The 15,924-nt window shown below is 46.0% G+C and carries 28 protein-coding genes; 4 read left to right on the top strand and 24 right to left on the bottom strand.

Features of this window, described 5'->3' with window-relative positions:
• Positions 1 to 4 precede the first annotated feature (4 nt).
• From AB9R92_RS15745 to AB9R92_RS15630, 24 genes are all read right to left on the bottom strand, one after another.
• On the bottom strand, positions 5 to 136 hold the full coding sequence (locus AB9R92_RS15745; RefSeq protein WP_370670381.1) for a hypothetical protein: 132 nt from the start codon (positions 134 to 136) through the stop codon (positions 5 to 7).
• On the bottom strand, positions 133 to 381 hold the full coding sequence (locus tag AB9R92_RS15740; protein WP_370670380.1) for a hypothetical protein: 249 nt from the start codon (positions 379 to 381) through the stop codon (positions 133 to 135). Before AB9R92_RS15740 ends, AB9R92_RS15745 begins: the two co-directional genes overlap by 4 nt.
• The gene (locus tag AB9R92_RS15735) at positions 378 to 860 is read right to left on the bottom strand and encodes a dUTP diphosphatase (RefSeq protein WP_370670379.1); all 483 of its coding nucleotides are present in this window, start codon (positions 858 to 860) and stop codon (positions 378 to 380) included. The genes AB9R92_RS15740 and AB9R92_RS15735 overlap by 4 nt, the downstream gene beginning before the upstream one ends.
• A complete protein-coding gene (locus AB9R92_RS15730; protein WP_370670378.1) occupies positions 860 to 1,459 on the bottom strand; it encodes a hypothetical protein in 600 nt (199 codons plus the stop codon). The genes AB9R92_RS15735 and AB9R92_RS15730 overlap by 1 nt, the downstream gene beginning before the upstream one ends.
• 199 nt (positions 1,460 to 1,658) lie before the next feature.
• A complete protein-coding gene (locus AB9R92_RS15725) occupies positions 1,659 to 2,072 on the bottom strand; it encodes a hypothetical protein (RefSeq protein WP_370670377.1) in 414 nt (137 codons plus the stop codon).
• Between the two features lie 47 nt (positions 2,073 to 2,119).
• Positions 2,120 to 2,929: a DNA adenine methylase gene (locus tag AB9R92_RS15720; RefSeq protein WP_370670376.1), complete on the bottom strand. Its 810-nt coding sequence runs from the start codon at positions 2,927 to 2,929 to the stop codon at positions 2,120 to 2,122.
• A 94-nt stretch (positions 2,930 to 3,023) separates the two neighbouring features.
• Positions 3,024 to 3,707, bottom strand: a complete 684-nt coding sequence (locus AB9R92_RS15715) for a hypothetical protein (protein WP_370670375.1) — start codon at positions 3,705 to 3,707, stop codon at positions 3,024 to 3,026.
• A 21-nt stretch (positions 3,708 to 3,728) separates the two neighbouring features.
• A complete protein-coding gene (locus tag AB9R92_RS15710) occupies positions 3,729 to 3,896 on the bottom strand; it encodes a hypothetical protein (protein ID WP_370670374.1) in 168 nt (55 codons plus the stop codon).
• Between the two features lie 90 nt (positions 3,897 to 3,986).
• Positions 3,987 to 4,409 (bottom strand): YopX family protein, encoded by a 423-nt coding sequence (locus tag AB9R92_RS15705; protein WP_370670373.1) that lies wholly within the window; start codon positions 4,407 to 4,409, stop codon positions 3,987 to 3,989.
• On the bottom strand, positions 4,406 to 4,528 hold the full coding sequence (locus tag AB9R92_RS15700; RefSeq protein WP_370670372.1) for a hypothetical protein: 123 nt from the start codon (positions 4,526 to 4,528) through the stop codon (positions 4,406 to 4,408). Before AB9R92_RS15700 ends, AB9R92_RS15705 begins: the two co-directional genes overlap by 4 nt.
• 296 nt (positions 4,529 to 4,824) lie before the next feature.
• A complete protein-coding gene (locus AB9R92_RS15695) occupies positions 4,825 to 5,007 on the bottom strand; it encodes a hypothetical protein (RefSeq protein ID WP_370670371.1) in 183 nt (60 codons plus the stop codon).
• A gap of 23 nt (positions 5,008 to 5,030) precedes the next feature.
• On the bottom strand, positions 5,031 to 5,444 hold the full coding sequence (locus tag AB9R92_RS15690) for a hypothetical protein (RefSeq protein ID WP_370670370.1): 414 nt from the start codon (positions 5,442 to 5,444) through the stop codon (positions 5,031 to 5,033).
• Positions 5,441 to 5,632, bottom strand: a complete 192-nt coding sequence (locus AB9R92_RS15685) for a hypothetical protein (protein ID WP_370670369.1) — start codon at positions 5,630 to 5,632, stop codon at positions 5,441 to 5,443. The genes AB9R92_RS15690 and AB9R92_RS15685 overlap by 4 nt, the downstream gene beginning before the upstream one ends.
• Positions 5,633 to 5,648: 16 nt before the next feature.
• Positions 5,649 to 6,473 (bottom strand): ATP-binding protein, encoded by an 825-nt coding sequence (locus AB9R92_RS15680; RefSeq protein ID WP_370670368.1) that lies wholly within the window; start codon positions 6,471 to 6,473, stop codon positions 5,649 to 5,651.
• Complete coding sequence (locus AB9R92_RS15675; protein WP_370670367.1) at positions 6,409 to 7,266, bottom strand: phage replisome organizer N-terminal domain-containing protein; 858 nt, start codon at positions 7,264 to 7,266, stop codon at positions 6,409 to 6,411. Before AB9R92_RS15675 ends, AB9R92_RS15680 begins: the two co-directional genes overlap by 65 nt.
• 75 nt (positions 7,267 to 7,341) lie before the next feature.
• The gene (locus AB9R92_RS15670) at positions 7,342 to 8,217 is read right to left on the bottom strand and encodes a recombinase RecT (protein WP_370670366.1); all 876 of its coding nucleotides are present in this window, start codon (positions 8,215 to 8,217) and stop codon (positions 7,342 to 7,344) included.
• A 44-nt stretch (positions 8,218 to 8,261) separates the two neighbouring features.
• Positions 8,262 to 8,774 carry a hypothetical protein gene (locus tag AB9R92_RS15665; RefSeq protein ID WP_370670365.1) on the bottom strand — a complete coding sequence of 171 codons (513 nt, stop codon included), beginning with the start codon at positions 8,772 to 8,774 and terminating at the stop codon, positions 8,262 to 8,264.
• Between the two features lie 11 nt (positions 8,775 to 8,785).
• Positions 8,786 to 9,721 (bottom strand): YqaJ viral recombinase family nuclease, encoded by a 936-nt coding sequence (locus AB9R92_RS15660; RefSeq protein ID WP_370670364.1) that lies wholly within the window; start codon positions 9,719 to 9,721, stop codon positions 8,786 to 8,788.
• Between the two features lie 98 nt (positions 9,722 to 9,819).
• Complete coding sequence (locus tag AB9R92_RS15655; protein WP_370670363.1) at positions 9,820 to 10,065, bottom strand: YqaI family protein; 246 nt, start codon at positions 10,063 to 10,065, stop codon at positions 9,820 to 9,822.
• Positions 10,066 to 10,325: 260 nt separating this feature from the next.
• Positions 10,326 to 10,838 carry a helix-turn-helix domain-containing protein gene (locus tag AB9R92_RS15650; RefSeq protein WP_370670362.1) on the bottom strand — a complete coding sequence of 171 codons (513 nt, stop codon included), beginning with the start codon at positions 10,836 to 10,838 and terminating at the stop codon, positions 10,326 to 10,328.
• Positions 10,839 to 10,917: 79 nt separating this feature from the next.
• On the bottom strand, positions 10,918 to 11,220 hold the full coding sequence (locus tag AB9R92_RS15645; protein WP_370670617.1) for a DNA-binding protein: 303 nt from the start codon (positions 11,218 to 11,220) through the stop codon (positions 10,918 to 10,920).
• A 75-nt stretch (positions 11,221 to 11,295) separates the two neighbouring features.
• Complete coding sequence (locus tag AB9R92_RS15640; protein WP_370670361.1) at positions 11,296 to 11,514, bottom strand: hypothetical protein; 219 nt, start codon at positions 11,512 to 11,514, stop codon at positions 11,296 to 11,298.
• Positions 11,515 to 11,694: 180 nt separating this feature from the next.
• Positions 11,695 to 12,462, bottom strand: coding sequence for a phage antirepressor (locus AB9R92_RS15635; protein ID WP_370670360.1), 768 nt, complete (start codon positions 12,460 to 12,462; stop codon positions 11,695 to 11,697).
• 83 nt (positions 12,463 to 12,545) lie between these two features.
• Positions 12,546 to 12,782, bottom strand: coding sequence for a helix-turn-helix transcriptional regulator (locus AB9R92_RS15630; RefSeq protein ID WP_370670359.1), 237 nt, complete (start codon positions 12,780 to 12,782; stop codon positions 12,546 to 12,548).
• 150 nt (positions 12,783 to 12,932) lie between these two features.
• On the opposite strand from AB9R92_RS15630, the gene AB9R92_RS15625 reads away from it, so the two are divergent.
• The 4 genes from AB9R92_RS15625 to AB9R92_RS15610 all read left to right on the top strand — a co-directional run bounded on the left by AB9R92_RS15625 (position 12,933) and on the right by AB9R92_RS15610 (position 15,877).
• Positions 12,933 to 13,361 carry a helix-turn-helix domain-containing protein gene (locus AB9R92_RS15625; protein WP_370670358.1) on the top strand — a complete coding sequence of 143 codons (429 nt, stop codon included), beginning with the start codon at positions 12,933 to 12,935 and terminating at the stop codon, positions 13,359 to 13,361.
• Between the two features lie 88 nt (positions 13,362 to 13,449).
• The gene (locus tag AB9R92_RS15620; protein WP_370670357.1) at positions 13,450 to 14,037 is read left to right on the top strand and encodes a DUF4352 domain-containing protein; all 588 of its coding nucleotides are present in this window, start codon (positions 13,450 to 13,452) and stop codon (positions 14,035 to 14,037) included.
• 77 nt (positions 14,038 to 14,114) lie between these two features.
• Positions 14,115 to 14,576, top strand: coding sequence for an ImmA/IrrE family metallo-endopeptidase (locus AB9R92_RS15615; protein WP_370670356.1), 462 nt, complete (start codon positions 14,115 to 14,117; stop codon positions 14,574 to 14,576).
• 107 nt (positions 14,577 to 14,683) lie between these two features.
• The gene (locus AB9R92_RS15610; protein WP_370670355.1) at positions 14,684 to 15,877 is read left to right on the top strand and encodes a tyrosine-type recombinase/integrase; all 1,194 of its coding nucleotides are present in this window, start codon (positions 14,684 to 14,686) and stop codon (positions 15,875 to 15,877) included.
• Positions 15,878 to 15,924 lie beyond the last annotated feature (47 nt).

Raw genomic sequence — 15,924 nt, 5'->3', positions numbered from 1 at the left:
CCCCTCAATTAATCTGCAGCAGCCGGTCATATTCTTGCACAAGCCGCCGTTCTTCCATGTCCTCAAAATAGCTTTCCGGTTTCCCTGTCATCACAGACAGGCTGGTGATCATGCCTTGTCTATCCTCTTCAGTCATTGCTTTGCTCCTTTCAACTTCTTCAGCCTTTCCCCCATTGCTGACAACTTTTTATCCCGTTTTCGGATTTCGGATTTTAGATAAGCAATCTCGGTATTCTTTGAAGAGTTCCCTGGCTGAATAGAAATGTTCATCTTGTTTAGCAGTCGCGTAAGTTTCTTAACACTAATTGTTTGTTGAGACGCTAGAGCCCGTGACAGTTCTTCTTGTGCAGCTGTGTAGGTCGTGCCTTTTGACCAAGTCAATAACCAGCCTCCTGTCGTTGCCAATTGATTTCGTGCTTGGCCATGTACGCATCTGATATTTGCTCCCAGTTGAATCCGAGCAGATCGCCGAGCTCTAAGAATCGATAAAACGAAAAGTTCCAGCAATAGCTGCTCCATTCGATTTGCGGCACCTCTTCAAAGATGTCGAGCAAGCAATCCTCAACGTCCTCGCTCGCAAGCATCACAAATCCTTCCGGTAGTTCTGTCTTGCCGATTCTCAACCCGATTGCCAGGAAGAGATGAAGCACATCGCAATATTCCTCCAGGAGCGTTTCTTTCGCTTCCTGGTCAACGCTCCAGTATTTAAAGCCGCGCCAGTCATTGGCAGCCTCGGCCAATTCAACGATCAAGGCGAGAAGTTGCTTTTTCAATCGATTCTCGCCTGGCCGTACCGGATGATTACGCTCGATTTCTGCTTCCAGCTGCTGTTGTTTTTCGAAGAGTACGTGTAATTCCATCAGTCATCCCCCGCTTTAAAGAATTGCTTAAATGACTCTGCTGGGTAGATGCCGTCAATAAGGCCGTCTTTATACCAAAGTTTTGCTAAGGAAATAGAAAGATGGTCATCTTGCGATTCACTCTCCGAGACAATGAATATCATTTCTCTTCTATCCACGGTGATATCACCGACTCGGAAATCTCCCACACTATCTCTGCCCAACTCACAAAACCAAAAGATTTCATCTGGCGTGGCTTTTCTGAGCTGTTTGGTCCCCATAGTGTTCAGAGGATGGTTGAATGTACTGTCGAACATCACCGCTCTGTTCTCTCTATCGTGAGCGTGGACCGTTGCGATTCGTTTCCCATTGGCAAACAGTCCACCATTTTTATAAACCACCATGTCCCCAGGGAGATATGCCACTTCTTCTACTTCGTATCCGACATACAGAGCTTTCGCTAAAACCGGAAGTTCTAAATAATTCAAAGGATGGCAATCAAAAAACCAAGTTTCATGATCTCTTGCTGCACGCTTTAATATCTGATCAGGTCGATCTTCTCGCAATGCAGCTTCCAGCGCGGCGGCTTGTTCCTTTGTCAAAACCGGTTTTTCAGTCATTGATTAGCCCCCTTCTTCTGCTCGTCTTGACGCAGCTGTTGAATTTCCATGCCTGCTACCATACCTGTGACCAGGGCGACCATCATGCCGCCGATTAGAATACCTACCATGCTAATTCCTCCTTTTAGTGGTACACCGTCAGGCTGAAGTGCGTATCGCCTTCAGCACTGAGGATGTTGAATGAACTGAATAAGGGATGCTACAAGTGCGGTTTTTTCGTAAAGCGGCCACCTGCATCCATTACCGATTCCTCGAATGCCGTGACGAACTCGTTCCGCTTTGCTTCCTCGTAAAAGAAACGGTTCAGTCGCGGGTGATGTAATGGGTGTTGCTCTTTGTCGCGATGATCAACGAGCGTCACTTGGTACGGATGGCCATTCGGTTGATCGTCACCCAAATCCGGAATGGTGATATGAACGGACTCTCGGAAGTGGGCCGCATCTTTTCTCCCGGGCAAGGTCGTATGCCAGTGGGCTCCTTTTGGTAAATCTTTTTTATCGACTGTTTGGATGCCTTGGTGGGTAACATAGAACTGTTTATACATTAGTTTCTGGAATCTCTTCCAGCGGCGCTTCAGCTTCAAATTGAGATAAGCTTCGTATAGAATCCACATGATGCGTGGCCTCCTTTTTTATTGCGCTGTTTGGTCGGACACCGAAGTCAAAAGAGACTCAATTGCCGCGTCTCGTAATTCATAATCAGCAATTCTTCTGCTTGGCCGCCGATGTTTTGACCACCTACCGCTTGTTTAAATGCTCCATGCCGTTCAATATTCCAGTGCCCATATAACTCTTCTATGATCGGGTCCTCGTAATAAGAAAGGATTACTTTTCCTTGCACCTTGTTCAGCAGCCTGGCAAGTTCTCGGTGGTCTTCCATTGTGAATCCACCCGCATAAAACTTTTCTCGACCGACATATGGAGGATCAACATAGAATAAAGCTTCGTCTGAATCGTACTTTTCTATAATCGTTTTGAAGTCTGCGCGCTCGATCATGACGCCCTGCATTCTCTTGGCAAAGTCTCTAATAATCTGACAGGCGCTGATATAGCCCATTGCTGGGTTCTGACTCGAGCTGGTGCTATGTCGCCATCCGGTCTTCGGGACTTCTTCGGAATTTCCTTTCGATATGGCCGAGCGATTCAGATAAAAGAATCTAACTGCTTGCTCGAATGGATCTCGAGGTAATTCCTCTTTGCGATAACGGTCGTATAGCTCTCGACTGTAAGGGATAGCCGTACAGCGTTCGATTAGTTTTTCCGTGTTCTCAATCGACTGGAGAATAAAATTCACCACAACGCCATCTATGTCGTTATAGACCTCATGATTAACTCGATTCTTTTGAGCGATCACATGGGCAGCTCCGCCGAATGGCTCGATGTAAACTTTGTGAGCTGGCATCTTACTCATGATTAAATCTGCTTGCTTGCTTTTTCCACCGAACCAAATTAATGGTGATCTTGTTTTCATTCCGGATCCATTCTCCCTTCCGCGTTTCCGTCAACTCCGCAATAACCAGCTCAGCGTCATGGCAGCGATCAATGCGATGCAAATCCAAATGACGTTAAGCATCGGCCGTTACGCCGTTCTTTTCTTCCCAAAGCTCACGCCGCGTCTTGTACCGGTCCTGGGCAACAAATACGTTGCCGTCAAAATCTGCCTCACCACGTTCATCTGCGGCATTCTCTAAGAAAAGCTTTTCGCCGCACCCTTTACATTTGGTGTAAACGTTCGTTAGGTACGTGCCGTGCTTGCCGTTATAGCCGCATTCGAGACACCGAATCAAAACTTGAACATTCTGTCTGTCATCGAATCCATCGGTGCGCCCCTCACTTGATGGCATCTTCAAGTCCGGGTACTTATCAGCAATCGAGAAGCTCGAGCGCTCTGAGCCGATCAGCTCTACCGCACGAGGCCGACCTTTAGGCTCTGGCTTTTCACATGGTTTCTTGCCGATGTCGAACTTGTATTCTGTCTCAGCTGCTTCAATTGCCTCTTCTGCTAACGACTTAGATTCTTGAACCGGTTCCGGAGTTGGAGCTGCGGGCTTGGCCAACGTTGGGCTCTGGACTTTTACAGCTACGTTTTCTTTTGGCGTGGCTACCTCTTGTCCGCCAAAGAACCGTTGCATCAGATTAATTACTTCAGTGCCGTTCACAAACGCCTCATCGTTCGTCAACTGCAGTTTGTTTTCATCACGGCCGTGCTCAGTATGCTGTACCTTCGTAATCGTCAACTTGAAGCTCATGTAATTTCCCCCTGTCGATTTTTAGTTTTCTCGCTGTTGCATCACGACGCTGCGCAGATCGTAATAACCCAATTGCTCAAGCGGCTGATTGTTCGGCCCGCTCGTAATGCCTGCGCTTTTCAGTTCGCGGATCCAGTTCAGCATGAAGCGTTGCTTTTCAGTTAATGGCTGGTAAGTTGTTCGTCCCATCTTGTCCCATCCCCTTTCAAATTTTTAACATCCCGAAATGCTTAGCTCAGTGAGTTAAAAGAAAATATTGACAACTTATTTATAAAAAAATTAAGTGTTCAGCAATTCAGGATTTTCGTAGATGTTGCCGATCACTTCGTACTGCTGGCGAATGCCTTTGTCATAACAGACAATCTGATATCCGTACTCTTCCGTGTTGACAATAAAAGCAAATCGCATTGCATCAGCGAGGTAGACAACCTTGCCGTTGCCTTTAAATCGGTATGTCCCTTGTTTCCAACCAAGATGAATCATTCCCTGGACTGGCACGATATCGCCTTCATAAAGCTCAACTCCGGTATTATCTTTTCTTCCGGTGTACTGCATCAGGAATGAATCGTTTTCGATACTGACATCATCATTCACACAGAACACTTCACCATGAGCACTGATGCTGAAATGTCCATCGTCATAAGACATAAGCGATCCAGGTACGCGCTGGTCCCATATGCGAAATTTAAAATCTCTGCTCATTCCACTTCCTCCAATCGCTTACCTAGTTTTTTATCCGGCACCAATATAATGCTCAAGATGCCCACAATGGCAGTAGTAACCAGCGACGCTCCCCATAGGAACTGAATGAACTCAATCATTCCAAGCCCTCGTAGGCATCGCTCCTTCGTAAGAGAGCCTATCCCTAATCTCAAGCGCCTCTTTCAACGTGCATTTCACAATTGATTTGATGGACGTAAGTCCGAACCGGCGATCAGTGCGAGACGGCTGCCATTTCGGCAGCGCCTCAATCACCGTCTGATACTTTTCATCTTCCGTCATAGTAATTTCCAACCCTTCTTGCGTAATATTTTGACAGCAGAAGGCCGCAAAGGTTCGTAGATCGTGACCCGCTGTCCATCTTCCCAGCGCCACAACAATGTCCAGCGCGCCTTGCTCATGGAAACCACGGGCTCGACTTAACTTCGAGATTGCGTTGCATCTGTGCTTTCACGACCATCGAGCGAATATCGTAATAGTCCATCTCTTCCAAAGCTTGGCCGCCTGGCCCCTGATGGATTCCGTAGCCCCTCAACTCGGCGATCCAGTTCTTCATGTGAATGTGCGCGTTGTGTTTCATCCCCTTCGCCTCCCCAGCGAGATTTAGTGAGTGCCTTTGCTTTCTTCAAACATCCATGAGCTATCGAATTTCTCTATTTTCGGCATTGGTCCGAGTCTATCAATAGCATCGAGTCTTGTTTTTTCTATCTTTTTATTAAGTTCTGATGCAGGAACAGATAGTAGTAATTTACGAAGTCCCTCTCCGACTTCCGTAAGATACTCGACCGCGTCCTCCTTTGTTGAAGTCCGCAATATGACATAGGGGTTTAACGGGAGATTCATGAACTTTGCTCCACTGGTAACTTCCGAAATGATAATTCCTCCGGATGTTGGCACTGCCGAGAAACGATATTTTCCAACAGATATCTCGTGGCCGACTCCTTCTCGCCACTCTTCGAAAGCTAGAAAGAATTTCTTTGTTTCATCGCTGACTGAAATTTTCATTTCTTTTTTCATGCCGCCACCTCCATATCCATGTGCTTCTCCAAAATCGATATAGCCGTTTGCATGTTCGGATGCAATGCCTTTAAGAGATTCATGAACTCCTGCTCAAGACTGGCATCGTTCTCGCCCTGTGCCTTCCATGCGCCAAGCACCAAAATTAATTGATTGAGCAAATACTGGCGGTGTTTTGTGTATTCCATCCCCTCGTCCTCCTCGTTAATTTAGTAAGTGATCGAACTTCGACCGGCGCCCCTTTGCCAGTTCTCTGCGATAGCTGGTCGCTTTGTTTTCAATCGGCTGGGAAATCTCCAGCATTCGGTCATAGGCTCGATTCCCAATCTTTCCAGACAATTCTTTAGGTTCTAGGTTCGATGTGGCCATAATTGGCTTCTTGCGGCGGTAGCGATTGTCGATGATCAGGAAGATGATTTCTTCCACCCACTCGCTCGTTTTCTCTGCGCCGATGTCATCTATTATCAGCAAGTCACAGATTTTCAACGCCTTGAGGATTTGTTCCTCACTTTCGGTTTTACCTTTGCCAAATGTTGCTTTGATTTTTTTAAGCAGATCCGGCATCGAAATGAAGACGACAACCTTTCCTTTTTCACGAAGCTGATTATGAACCGCGGCGGCCAAGTGAGACTTCCCATTCCCTGGTACGCCCCACAGCAGAATCGATTCATAGCCGAAGTCATCGAAGTTCTCAGAATAGTGTTGGGCAATCTTCAAAGCATTCTCAGCACCGGACCGCATCGTGAAATTGTCAAAGGTAGACGACTGGAACCGTTCACCCAAGTCACTGATGGAAAAAAGCTCCCGGACTTCCCGTTCACGCTGCACGTTCTGATATTTCACGATTTCCTCTTTCCGAATGTCAGCCTCACATTTACAGACCGGCTGCACCCATCGTGTTCTGCCTAAGACTTCGACTTCCATCGGCGGGACCAGATCGCCGCAATGTTCGCAGACAACGCCATCAGAGTGAGAATCCGTCCCATTCTTCGTCGTCAGGTCCTCCATGATCTTTTGAAGTGGTTCCATTCGCGTTCCCTCGCTTCCGTCGTTCGGTTTCCTTATCGGCAGCTAAGACCGCTGACAAGGTAGTGATGCGTTGATCGCTCCATGCTCTTAATATCGTGTCCGCATAATTCATCTTGTTCCGCGCATTCGCTTCCACCGAACGTTTCAATGCCTCATGAACCAACTCCTCAGATGATTCATCAATCATGATAGAAATTCGTTCGGCAATATGGGGAACTAAGTGGCTGATATTTTGTTCATAGAACCTGAATGCTTTACCAGCGCTTTTATCATCAACAACAACATCTTTTTCTAGTTCTAGTTCTAAATCTAGTTCTAGTTCTGTTGCGTTATCCGGCGTTACTGTAGCGTTACCTGTAACGTTACAACCTTCGTCGGGTTTGTTTTTTGGTGGAGAGGCTAACTTTTTCTTTGCCTGCCGATGCTTTTCAACGCGTTTTTTGGTTTGCTCACGTATTTTGTCGAGCCCAGCAACGTTCTGATGCTTTTCCCAATTTGATATGCTGATAAAGTGATCTTCATCGATGTCAATCATTCCGAAGTTCCGGAAAACTTCTAACGCCATGCGAACTGTTCCGAGTGGCCGATTGAATATCGTTGCCAGCATTTCATCTGTGTACGGAATATTTTCTGATAGATAAATGTAGCCGTTATTGTTGGCGCGTCCGGCTTGAGAGAGCAACTTCACCCATACAATCAAGATGGTGTCTGCTTCCGGCATGCTTTCAATCAAACGTATTTTTTCATCTTCGAACATTTGCGTACTTAATTTAATCCATTTAACGTCGCTCATTAGAACCCCTCAATTCCTCTTATAGTGCGATATCTTTTAAAAGATACGGGGAGTCCCTCAACTCCCCGTTACTCTTTAAACCAGTGTCTGTTCGTGAATACTTTGTTTCTTAGGCTTTTCTTCTTTTGGTGGTTCCGTTGCTTCCGGTTCTGCAGTTTCTGGCTGGTCATCCAAGACCGTGTAATCTGTCACGTCGATCACATCGCTCATATCTTGGCTGAGCTCTGTCTTGATCGTGGAGTCAGCTTCGACCGTTTTCTGCAGCTCAATGGATTTTGGAGCGTATTTCAGAACTTCTTTCAGGACCGTCTTCTTGGCCATTGCGTCGTAGTTGGTTTTCCATGGGCTCGTCCAGCCTTTTTGCACAGCCTGAGAGAATTTCTTGGCGTGATGATCAATGCGTTCTCTCGTCCAGTACACAAAGTCATAACCGCCATTTTGCAGATGATAGACCGCGTAATATCCGATTGGTTCGCCGGTAGGAATGGCTGCCGGTTTGTGGACCAAGTCTTTGATTAAGCCGTAGCTGAATTCGAACTCATCGTCTTCATAAACCTCATGGGCGTAAATCGCTTTGTATTGACCGCTGCGCACCGCTAAGTCGATAAGACCCTTGTAACCCAACTGGAACTGCACTTGCTTGCCATAAGGAATCAGGTAAGCCTGGCCAAGCCCTGTGTTTGGTTCCACGCCGAGCTGTGCTGATTGCATGATGGCTGCTAGGAAAGATGTTTGGTCACATTCCAGAAGCTTTGGCGTAGTACGAACGGCTGTTAAAGCGATACGAGCGATGCGATCCGCATCCATATGCTTTGGAAGAGCCCGTTGAATCTCGGGGCCCATACGTTTGAGTAGAGCATTCAGCGTTTGTTCTGGCTTTACTTCTTTGTTAGCCACGCTGTTTTTGTTCTGATTTGCTAATTGGTTTTTGACTGCTTCATTCGTTGCCATGAGTAAATTCCTCCTAGTTTTTATTGTTTATAATTGCGAAATATTCAACCTCCAAGATTGGGCATAACGCACTCCCATTCGTAATCATCGAATTGAATCTCTTGATCATGAATGATTTCACCTTTGTGAATTTCAATAAGTTGATTGAACTGCATGCCTCTTTCGAATGCATGAATTTTTATGTCGATATTGTATTTCTCCGAAAGCCGAGCGAAGTTATCTGATTGAACTGCCCAAGCTTGTTTGAAATTATCGATTGTGAATACTACCTGTGCAGGTTCTTCTTCGTCGTCCTCATCTAAGAACCAGTAATCAACAGACCCTTCAATAAACGCGCGACGAGAGCCCTCAATATGCAAGCCGTTTGGCGAACTAATCACCATGTTGAAGTCGTCCTCTTCAATAGTTACGCCTGGCACTTCAATTTCGCCGCCGCCAAGAGCCGCCTTAATACTTGCTCCAAAAGAAGGAATGCCACCAAGAGCACCTCTCAAAAATGCGACAATATCTTTCTCTTTTCCTCTTACTTTTAGTGAACCTTCAGCCCAGTTTGGCATGTGTTTTCCTCCTATTTCACGGTGAACCGACGTGCGGTTGTCGTGTTTGTGTATTTTTTGAATAGATCCGGCTGCTCAGCTTTCAAACGCTTGGAATCAATTCGATTTGTTTCGTAACTCTTCCAAGTGACAATCCGGTTGAGCGTATGGCCTTTTTCGTTTTCGCCCAGGATGGCTTTGATTTGATTTTCATACTCTTTTTTCTTGGTAGTGAAGACTTTAATATCTTCTGTCAGTTGATCCATCGCCTCTAGCATCTGCTCGACATCATTACCAAGCTTGATTTCACTGGAAGGCTGTTCTTCGGGATACATGGCTTTCAACAAGTCTGTCGAGGCGTCCGATCCATCGAATGCTGGTGGAATCTCAGCAAGAACGTGATTGTTCCAGAAATCCTGTTCAATATCGATTAGGTACTGGATCAACTCTTCGTCCCGTTCGATTTTCTTATGGATGAACTTGTTGCCGCCGACTAATACTGCGATATGCCATGCTTTATATCCTGTGACAGCCATGTAGTGCTGACATTGAAGCAGATATGCCGCTGGGACTTCTTCGTCTTCCCATTCGCCTCTTAGATACTCAGAAGCCGTTTTGCATTCAAGCCCTTCTTCCTTCCCGACAATCAGCCGGTCAACGTTCGCCAGCATGAAAGGATGCTTGGGATGCTGCAGAATGGCATTGCGCTTTCGGACTCGGATGCCTGTACGAATTGAGAACTCTTGGGCGACAATGTCTTCCATGACATTTCCCCAGTACGCGGCTTCGCCGGCCGTGTCTTCTTCCGGTGATTGACCGGTTTTATCAAGGTAGACTCCAATAGGAGACTTCCATTTGTTCAAGCCGGCAATGGCTGACACGTCACTGCCGCCAATACCTTTCTTCCGCTGCTCAAGCCAATCTTCGCGGCTTAGATCCCGTGTATCAGCAAGTAATAATGCTCGCATTGATATCCCTCCATTTTCTGTGCTAAAATAGCGTTATAGAATGTTTTTTCAGCCCACGCCAATGGGACTGTTTAGCCGGTTGCTTTTTAAGCAGCTGGCTATTTTAGTGCCTTGAAGAATTCAGCGCCGACGACTTCGATTAAGTAGTCTTCCATGTTGTCTTGAAGCACTACGCGACCTGCCTTGTCTTCAAACCACGTGTCGCCTGTCTGGATCTCCGAACCGAAATGGTCCTCAATCGGATGATCGCTCTCAACTTCGATAGAGATTTCTGAGCTCTCGAAGCGTGCGTCTGTAACTGGATAGCCTGTCAGCATGCAGCGTTCTACGTCTGGATGATTCATTCTCTTCGCCTCCCTCTGATGGTTGAATCCCATCAATCAGACCAGGAACGGAAACGGGGGAACATTCCTGGGCTGATTGACGAGAGCCAAAGCTCTCGCTATAATCGAAGTAACCTTACTTTTACTTACGGCGGCTGAGCTCAAATCTCAGTCGTCGTTTTTTTGTGCATTTATAGAACCGAACTGCGTGCCAACTAAGAAGCAAAGGAATCCCACAAGGCCAGTAGCGATGAGCGTGTGTAATGCTTCGCCGGCTTGGATCATTGCAGATAACCTTTCGATCGCAGTTGAAGATGATGCTTGTGCCAGGTTTCGTTGTAACTGATGGAAGCTTCCTCACAGACCACGACGACCAAATGCTCTAATGATGTGATGGCCTCTACTGCCTCTTCCAATACCTTTTCGACTTCCGGCGAGTGCCAGGCGGATAGGCTCGTGAATGGCTGAGCAAAGCTGAATGCTTTAATCGCCTCATAGGCCTCTTTGATTTCTTCCAGCGTCTTCTCCTTCACCGCCGAGCGATGCAGATCCACGTTCGGGCCGTCCAACCATACCGGCCCCGTTTTCGTATACTCACTTCGTATAGCGAGAGCGAAGCGTGGGTTGTCGTGCTTCGCCATCAGGTTTTGTGCGATGTCTTGCGGAATATTGCGAGCACCGCCCTCGTACTTAGTGACAGCCTCTCGTGATACGTTCAGCCCCATTGCCATTTGCTGCTGTGTTTCATCGCCGCGCATTTCGCGCATGGCTTGCGTTAATCGATTCTTTGTCATTGTCATCATCCTCCTGTGTCCCATTTGAATTGAATTTTCTATTCAGGCGTACCAACAGAACTTGTTGAAACGCTTATACTTAAATTACAGACAAGGAATGCTTCCTCTTCTGGAGCGCCGGTGTATTATCCTCAATCCACTTGAACAGCTTGTCTGTGTAGATTTTTGTTCCGAACTCTCGGCAGACTGGAAAGTCTGAACGGCCCATAAGCTCATACATCTTCGAATGACTGACCCTCAGCAGTGCCTTTGCTTCCTCCACTGTTAGAAAGTGCGGTAGCTCCTCCCTCGGAGCCATCTCCTTGATTGCAGCATGTACTTCCGAACGAACCTCATCGCGAATGGCTTGCCGGAATTCCTCGACGGTTAATGTCACGAGCATGGTTTCCACGTTTATCACTCCTCACGGGCGCTCCCTCGCGCCTTTTTTCTTTCTCCTTATGGTCGGAAAGATTGTTTAAAATAATTGAAGCTGTTCATGTTTTTCTGGCAGTATCCTGTACGGCATGCGATATTTGTGTGTGAAATTAGATAAATCATCAGAGAACTTAATGTGGCAAAATTCATCAGTAATTTTTGCTATTGTCATTTCAGTAATGCCGTTATAGTCTGTAAATTTTTCTCCTTCAGCAAAACGATTTACTTTAAATGAAACTGCCCCAAAGGCTATTTTCATGAAATCACTCCTTTTGGCCGATTTGTGACTCCCCTATATCAGATTCATTCATGAAGCAAGCAGAACAATAAGTGTTTTCTTCCTCGTCGTACTCAATGTCATCGCCTTCTATATCAAGAACATCTCCGCAAATTTCGCATTTGAAAAAATCCATTTAGATCATTCCTTTCGTTCAACTGTTTAGATTGCCAAGCGTTCCGACAAGAACTTATTGATAAAGTACACTTGGCCCTTACCAGTGACTTTCGTTGTTTTGCCGACCTTGATGTCTCCGCTGTTGTGATGGATCGGCGTCTCTTTTACTTCGAAGAGCCCCAAATTCATGCTGCGCTGCGTCGGCATGTTCCGGTCGCTCCCGTGTCGGCGGACCAAATATCCGTTTTCTCGCAACCACGTGTACAAGCGACGTTCTCCGGTATCGATGCCGTTTTGCTTGAGCAATACTGCAAGCTCTCTGATTAAGATAGAAGTTTTGCTGGTTTCGACCGATTCTGCGAAGAGCACTTTTGGCTTTTGCGTCTCGATTTGCAACTCTGCTTCCCGGCGCTTCTCTTGCTCGTCTTTCAAGTTGGTCAGCAATCCGATCGCGAAGTCTGGATTCAGAATGGCCTGCTGAAGCGTGTCTGGCGTCATGTAGGCGCCATGCTTTCGAATGCTTGGGAGAACTTCATGAGTGACCCATCGTTTGAATTTCTTGGCTTCGTGCTTTCTGCTTCCGAGGATCAAACTGTATAATCCTGATTCAGAAACGAAGTTTGTGTTTCCAGCTAAGCTCCCTAAGTTGAACTTAGTCACCTCATCTTCATCGAGTCTTCCGACAGCAACAGTGGCATTTGACAGCTCGAGAACATCACACACATCTTTGGCTGCGAAGAAGATGTCAGAACCCTTTTTGAAAGTACGTACTTGCTTACCTTCGTAATTGAAAACATTTTGCAATTCGTTCATATCGATGCCCCTCTTTCTTGTTTAAATTTTCCTCAGGAGTTTTGTCTTGCCTGGTGAGCAAGACTTAGTTGATCACCCCTCCCTTAGATTGCTACTCGCTTTTGTAACGAATCGCTACCTTCTTCTTCAAAAAAAATGGTCCAGTCAAAACCAAGTGCTGATGCGATTGACTTTGCAGTAGCAACGCTAGGTTTTCTTTGTCCAGTTTCAATCATGGTGTAGTTCGGACGCTTAATTCCTGCTTTTTTAGCGACTTCCAATTGAGTTAAACCTTTATTATTTCTGAACTTCTTTAGCCAAACTCTTTGCTCGCTCTTCATGTTCTCACCTCCATGTATCGTTTCGTTACCCTTATATTAGTATCATTACGTTACATTGTCAACGAGAAAACGAAAAAAGTTTCAATTCGTTACTTTATATATATTGTCACTCATTGTTACGTTAAAATTGTAGTCACGGAGGTGCTGGAAATGCTGTCGCAAAGATTGAAGGAATTAAGAAATAGAAAAAAGAGAACACAACAAGACGTGGCCAAGTATTTAGGACTTACAAGACCTGCTTATACTGCTTACGAGAGTGGTAATCGAAATCCCGACTACGAGACATTGGTTAAAATTGCAGATTACTTCGACGTAACAACCGACTACTTATTAGGAAGAGACGTCGCACATAAGGAAGTCAGTCAAGAAAGTCTGTTTCCCTCCGATCAACTGGGCATTGACCAGAAAGACTATGACTCCCTTACCGCCTACCAGCAAGAAGCTCTCGATTGGGCCGCAAACAATGATTACCTTCAGTTTAAAAATAAATCCGATGACATCATGGACATGATTGAGCGTATCGAAATCGCCTATGAAGTGGACAAGGTCATGAAAAAACGGAAGAAAAATAACAAATGATTGGTTAATTTTCACAAAAGGTATCGCTTTCCCTCCAATATTTGCTAGAATATAGGAGTAAGATAATAGAAGTAGGGGGGCAATATGTATGAAGAAAGTCTTTAAAATCGGTTGCTTGGGGATCATTGGTCTCGTTGTTCTAGTGATCATCGCAGCAGTCGCATTTGGTGGAGGCGACGAATCGTCGACAACATCTACGGAAACCGATAGTTCGGCTCCAGCGACAGAAACCGCAGAGAAAGAAGAAGTGAAAGTAGCTGGAATTGGCGAAGAAGTTCAAGTAGGAGATGCAACGTTCATTATCAATAGCATCGAAACGGCTGATCAAGTTGGGCCGTCTATGCTGCCAGAAACAGCTTCTGGTAAATATGTGGTGCTTGATGTAACTTATACCAATGGTGGCAATGAAGCTGTCATGGTTGATACTTCATTCTTTAAACTAAAACTTGGTGAGAAAACATACGAAGCTGACGCAATGGCTAGTATCTCAGGAAACCAGCAAGAAGACGGAACGATTCAAAACGCCTTCTTGGCAGAAGAAGTGAATCCTGATTCTGAAGTGACTGGTAAAGTCGTATTCGACGTAAACCCTGATGTTGCAGAAAGCGAAGACTTGCAATTGCAAGTGCAGAGTGGATTATTCGGAACTGAAACAGGAATGATTGATTTACGATAAGATGGACGAGCTCGGCTATCAGCTGAGCTTTTCTTTCAACCTCAAAAAGAACATACGTTCTAATTAGGAGTGGTCACGTGAGCTATACTTACAACTGGAGCGAACAATACGTAAATAATATGTGCCAAGCCATCGACATCTATCATCCACACCAATTAAGCATCGATACGCTATCCTCTCGTAATGGCATTTCGATTTTCTATCTACCGTGTGAATCCATGAATCTCGGTGCTGGTATTATTCTCGACAGTCGAGTGTCCGACGCTGAGCAGTGGGAAGACTTTGGTCACGAGCTTTGCCATGCCCTCTGGCACGCCGGGAATCAACTAACCATGCCAATGCCGTTCCAAGTCTATCAAGAACACAAATCAATCAACTTTGCACAGTATGTCTGCATCCCCACTTTTATGCTCGAACGAATGGAGTTGCCGCCAACGGAAAATGAAGCTGTGTGGTCCATCATGGAAACGTTCAAAGTGACAAGAGATTTCGCACTGAAACGGCTTCATCAGTACCTGCAGAACTTAATGTACCGATAGACATCCCAGCGGGTTAAAAGAATACCAACGGCTATTCAGCGCAAGGAAAAAATGTACCGGCGGGTGTAGCTGCTGCGTGATACGGTGAGCAAGAGGGAGTGTGTGCGATGAAATGTAGAAAACTGTCCAATGGCAATTGGGAATGTTACGAAGAAGGGCCTCGGGATCCCTACACGAATAAACGGAACCCGATCCGCAAACAGGCAAAAAGCAAAACGGCTGCGCAAATCAAGGTGAAGGAATCCTTAAAGATTTTGGAATCCGGAATCGATGGCCGAACAGCCAACCGCGTTCTCTTTCGGGAGACAGCTGCTGAATGGTTTGATATCTATGCGCATTCCGGCGTAAAAAAGAGCACGCTGCGCAGTCGGGATTCTACGCTGAAATTGGTGAACAGCTACATAGGCGATATGCTGATTGGTAAAATCTCACACCAGCATATTCAAGAAATGCTAATGGACCTTCATCGGAAAGGTGCATCCAAGTCCCAGATTACGCATGTAAAAGTCACTGCGAACTTTGTCTTTGTGCATGCTCAGAAGCAACGGCTGCGACTGGATAACCCGGTGAACTTAGTCATAATGCCGAAGCGCCGGCGAACAGTAGAGGAAATCGAAAGTGAGGAAATCAAAGAGAAGTATTTCGAGCGTGAAGAACTGACAACCTTTCTATATGCGGCGCGAGACATCGGCCTGATCTTTGATGAGGAATGGTTTTATCTGATCGCCTTTACGGGGATGCGAGCTGGTGAAGTCTGTTCATTAAAATGGGCAGACATCGATTTTGAGGAAAGCCGAATCCGCATCACTAAAACGATGGACAGTCCAGGAGCCGTAGAGGAATATGAATTGACGCCACCTAAGTCGAGTCAATCCATTCGAGTGGTCGATATCGAAAGTGACACCTTGAACCTGCTAAAACGCTTGAAAGTTAGGCAGATGGAGAACCGGCTGAAATATCGAAAAGCAACTGACAATTACCACGACATGAACTTTGTGTTCTGCCGGCCGAAGACCGGCTATCCATACTCAGCCAAATTCATTTACCGCCGCTATCTCCGGATCTGCGAGAAATCGGGCATTGGGAAACGAGATGGCCCTCACCTTCTCCGACATACGCATATCACCATGCTGACAGAAGCCGAAATCGACCTGGATACGATCATGAATCGGGTTGGCCATTCGGATGCCAAGACGACAAAAAACATTTATACGCACGTCACGAAGCGAATGAAACGAAATGCTCCGAACCAACTCAAAATTCATTACGGGGAGATCTTTGGGAAGTTTTTTGAGGCATAGTGTGCGAGTTTTGTGCGAGTAGCTTAAAAAAGACAAAATAAAAAAGC

Origin of the sequence: Planococcus sp. SSTMD024, from assembly GCF_041320495.1 — a bacterium.
In the GTDB taxonomy this organism is placed as follows: Bacteria; Bacillota; Bacilli; order Bacillales_A; family Planococcaceae; genus Planococcus.
This window is presented reverse-complemented; position numbering and strand designations above follow the sequence as displayed.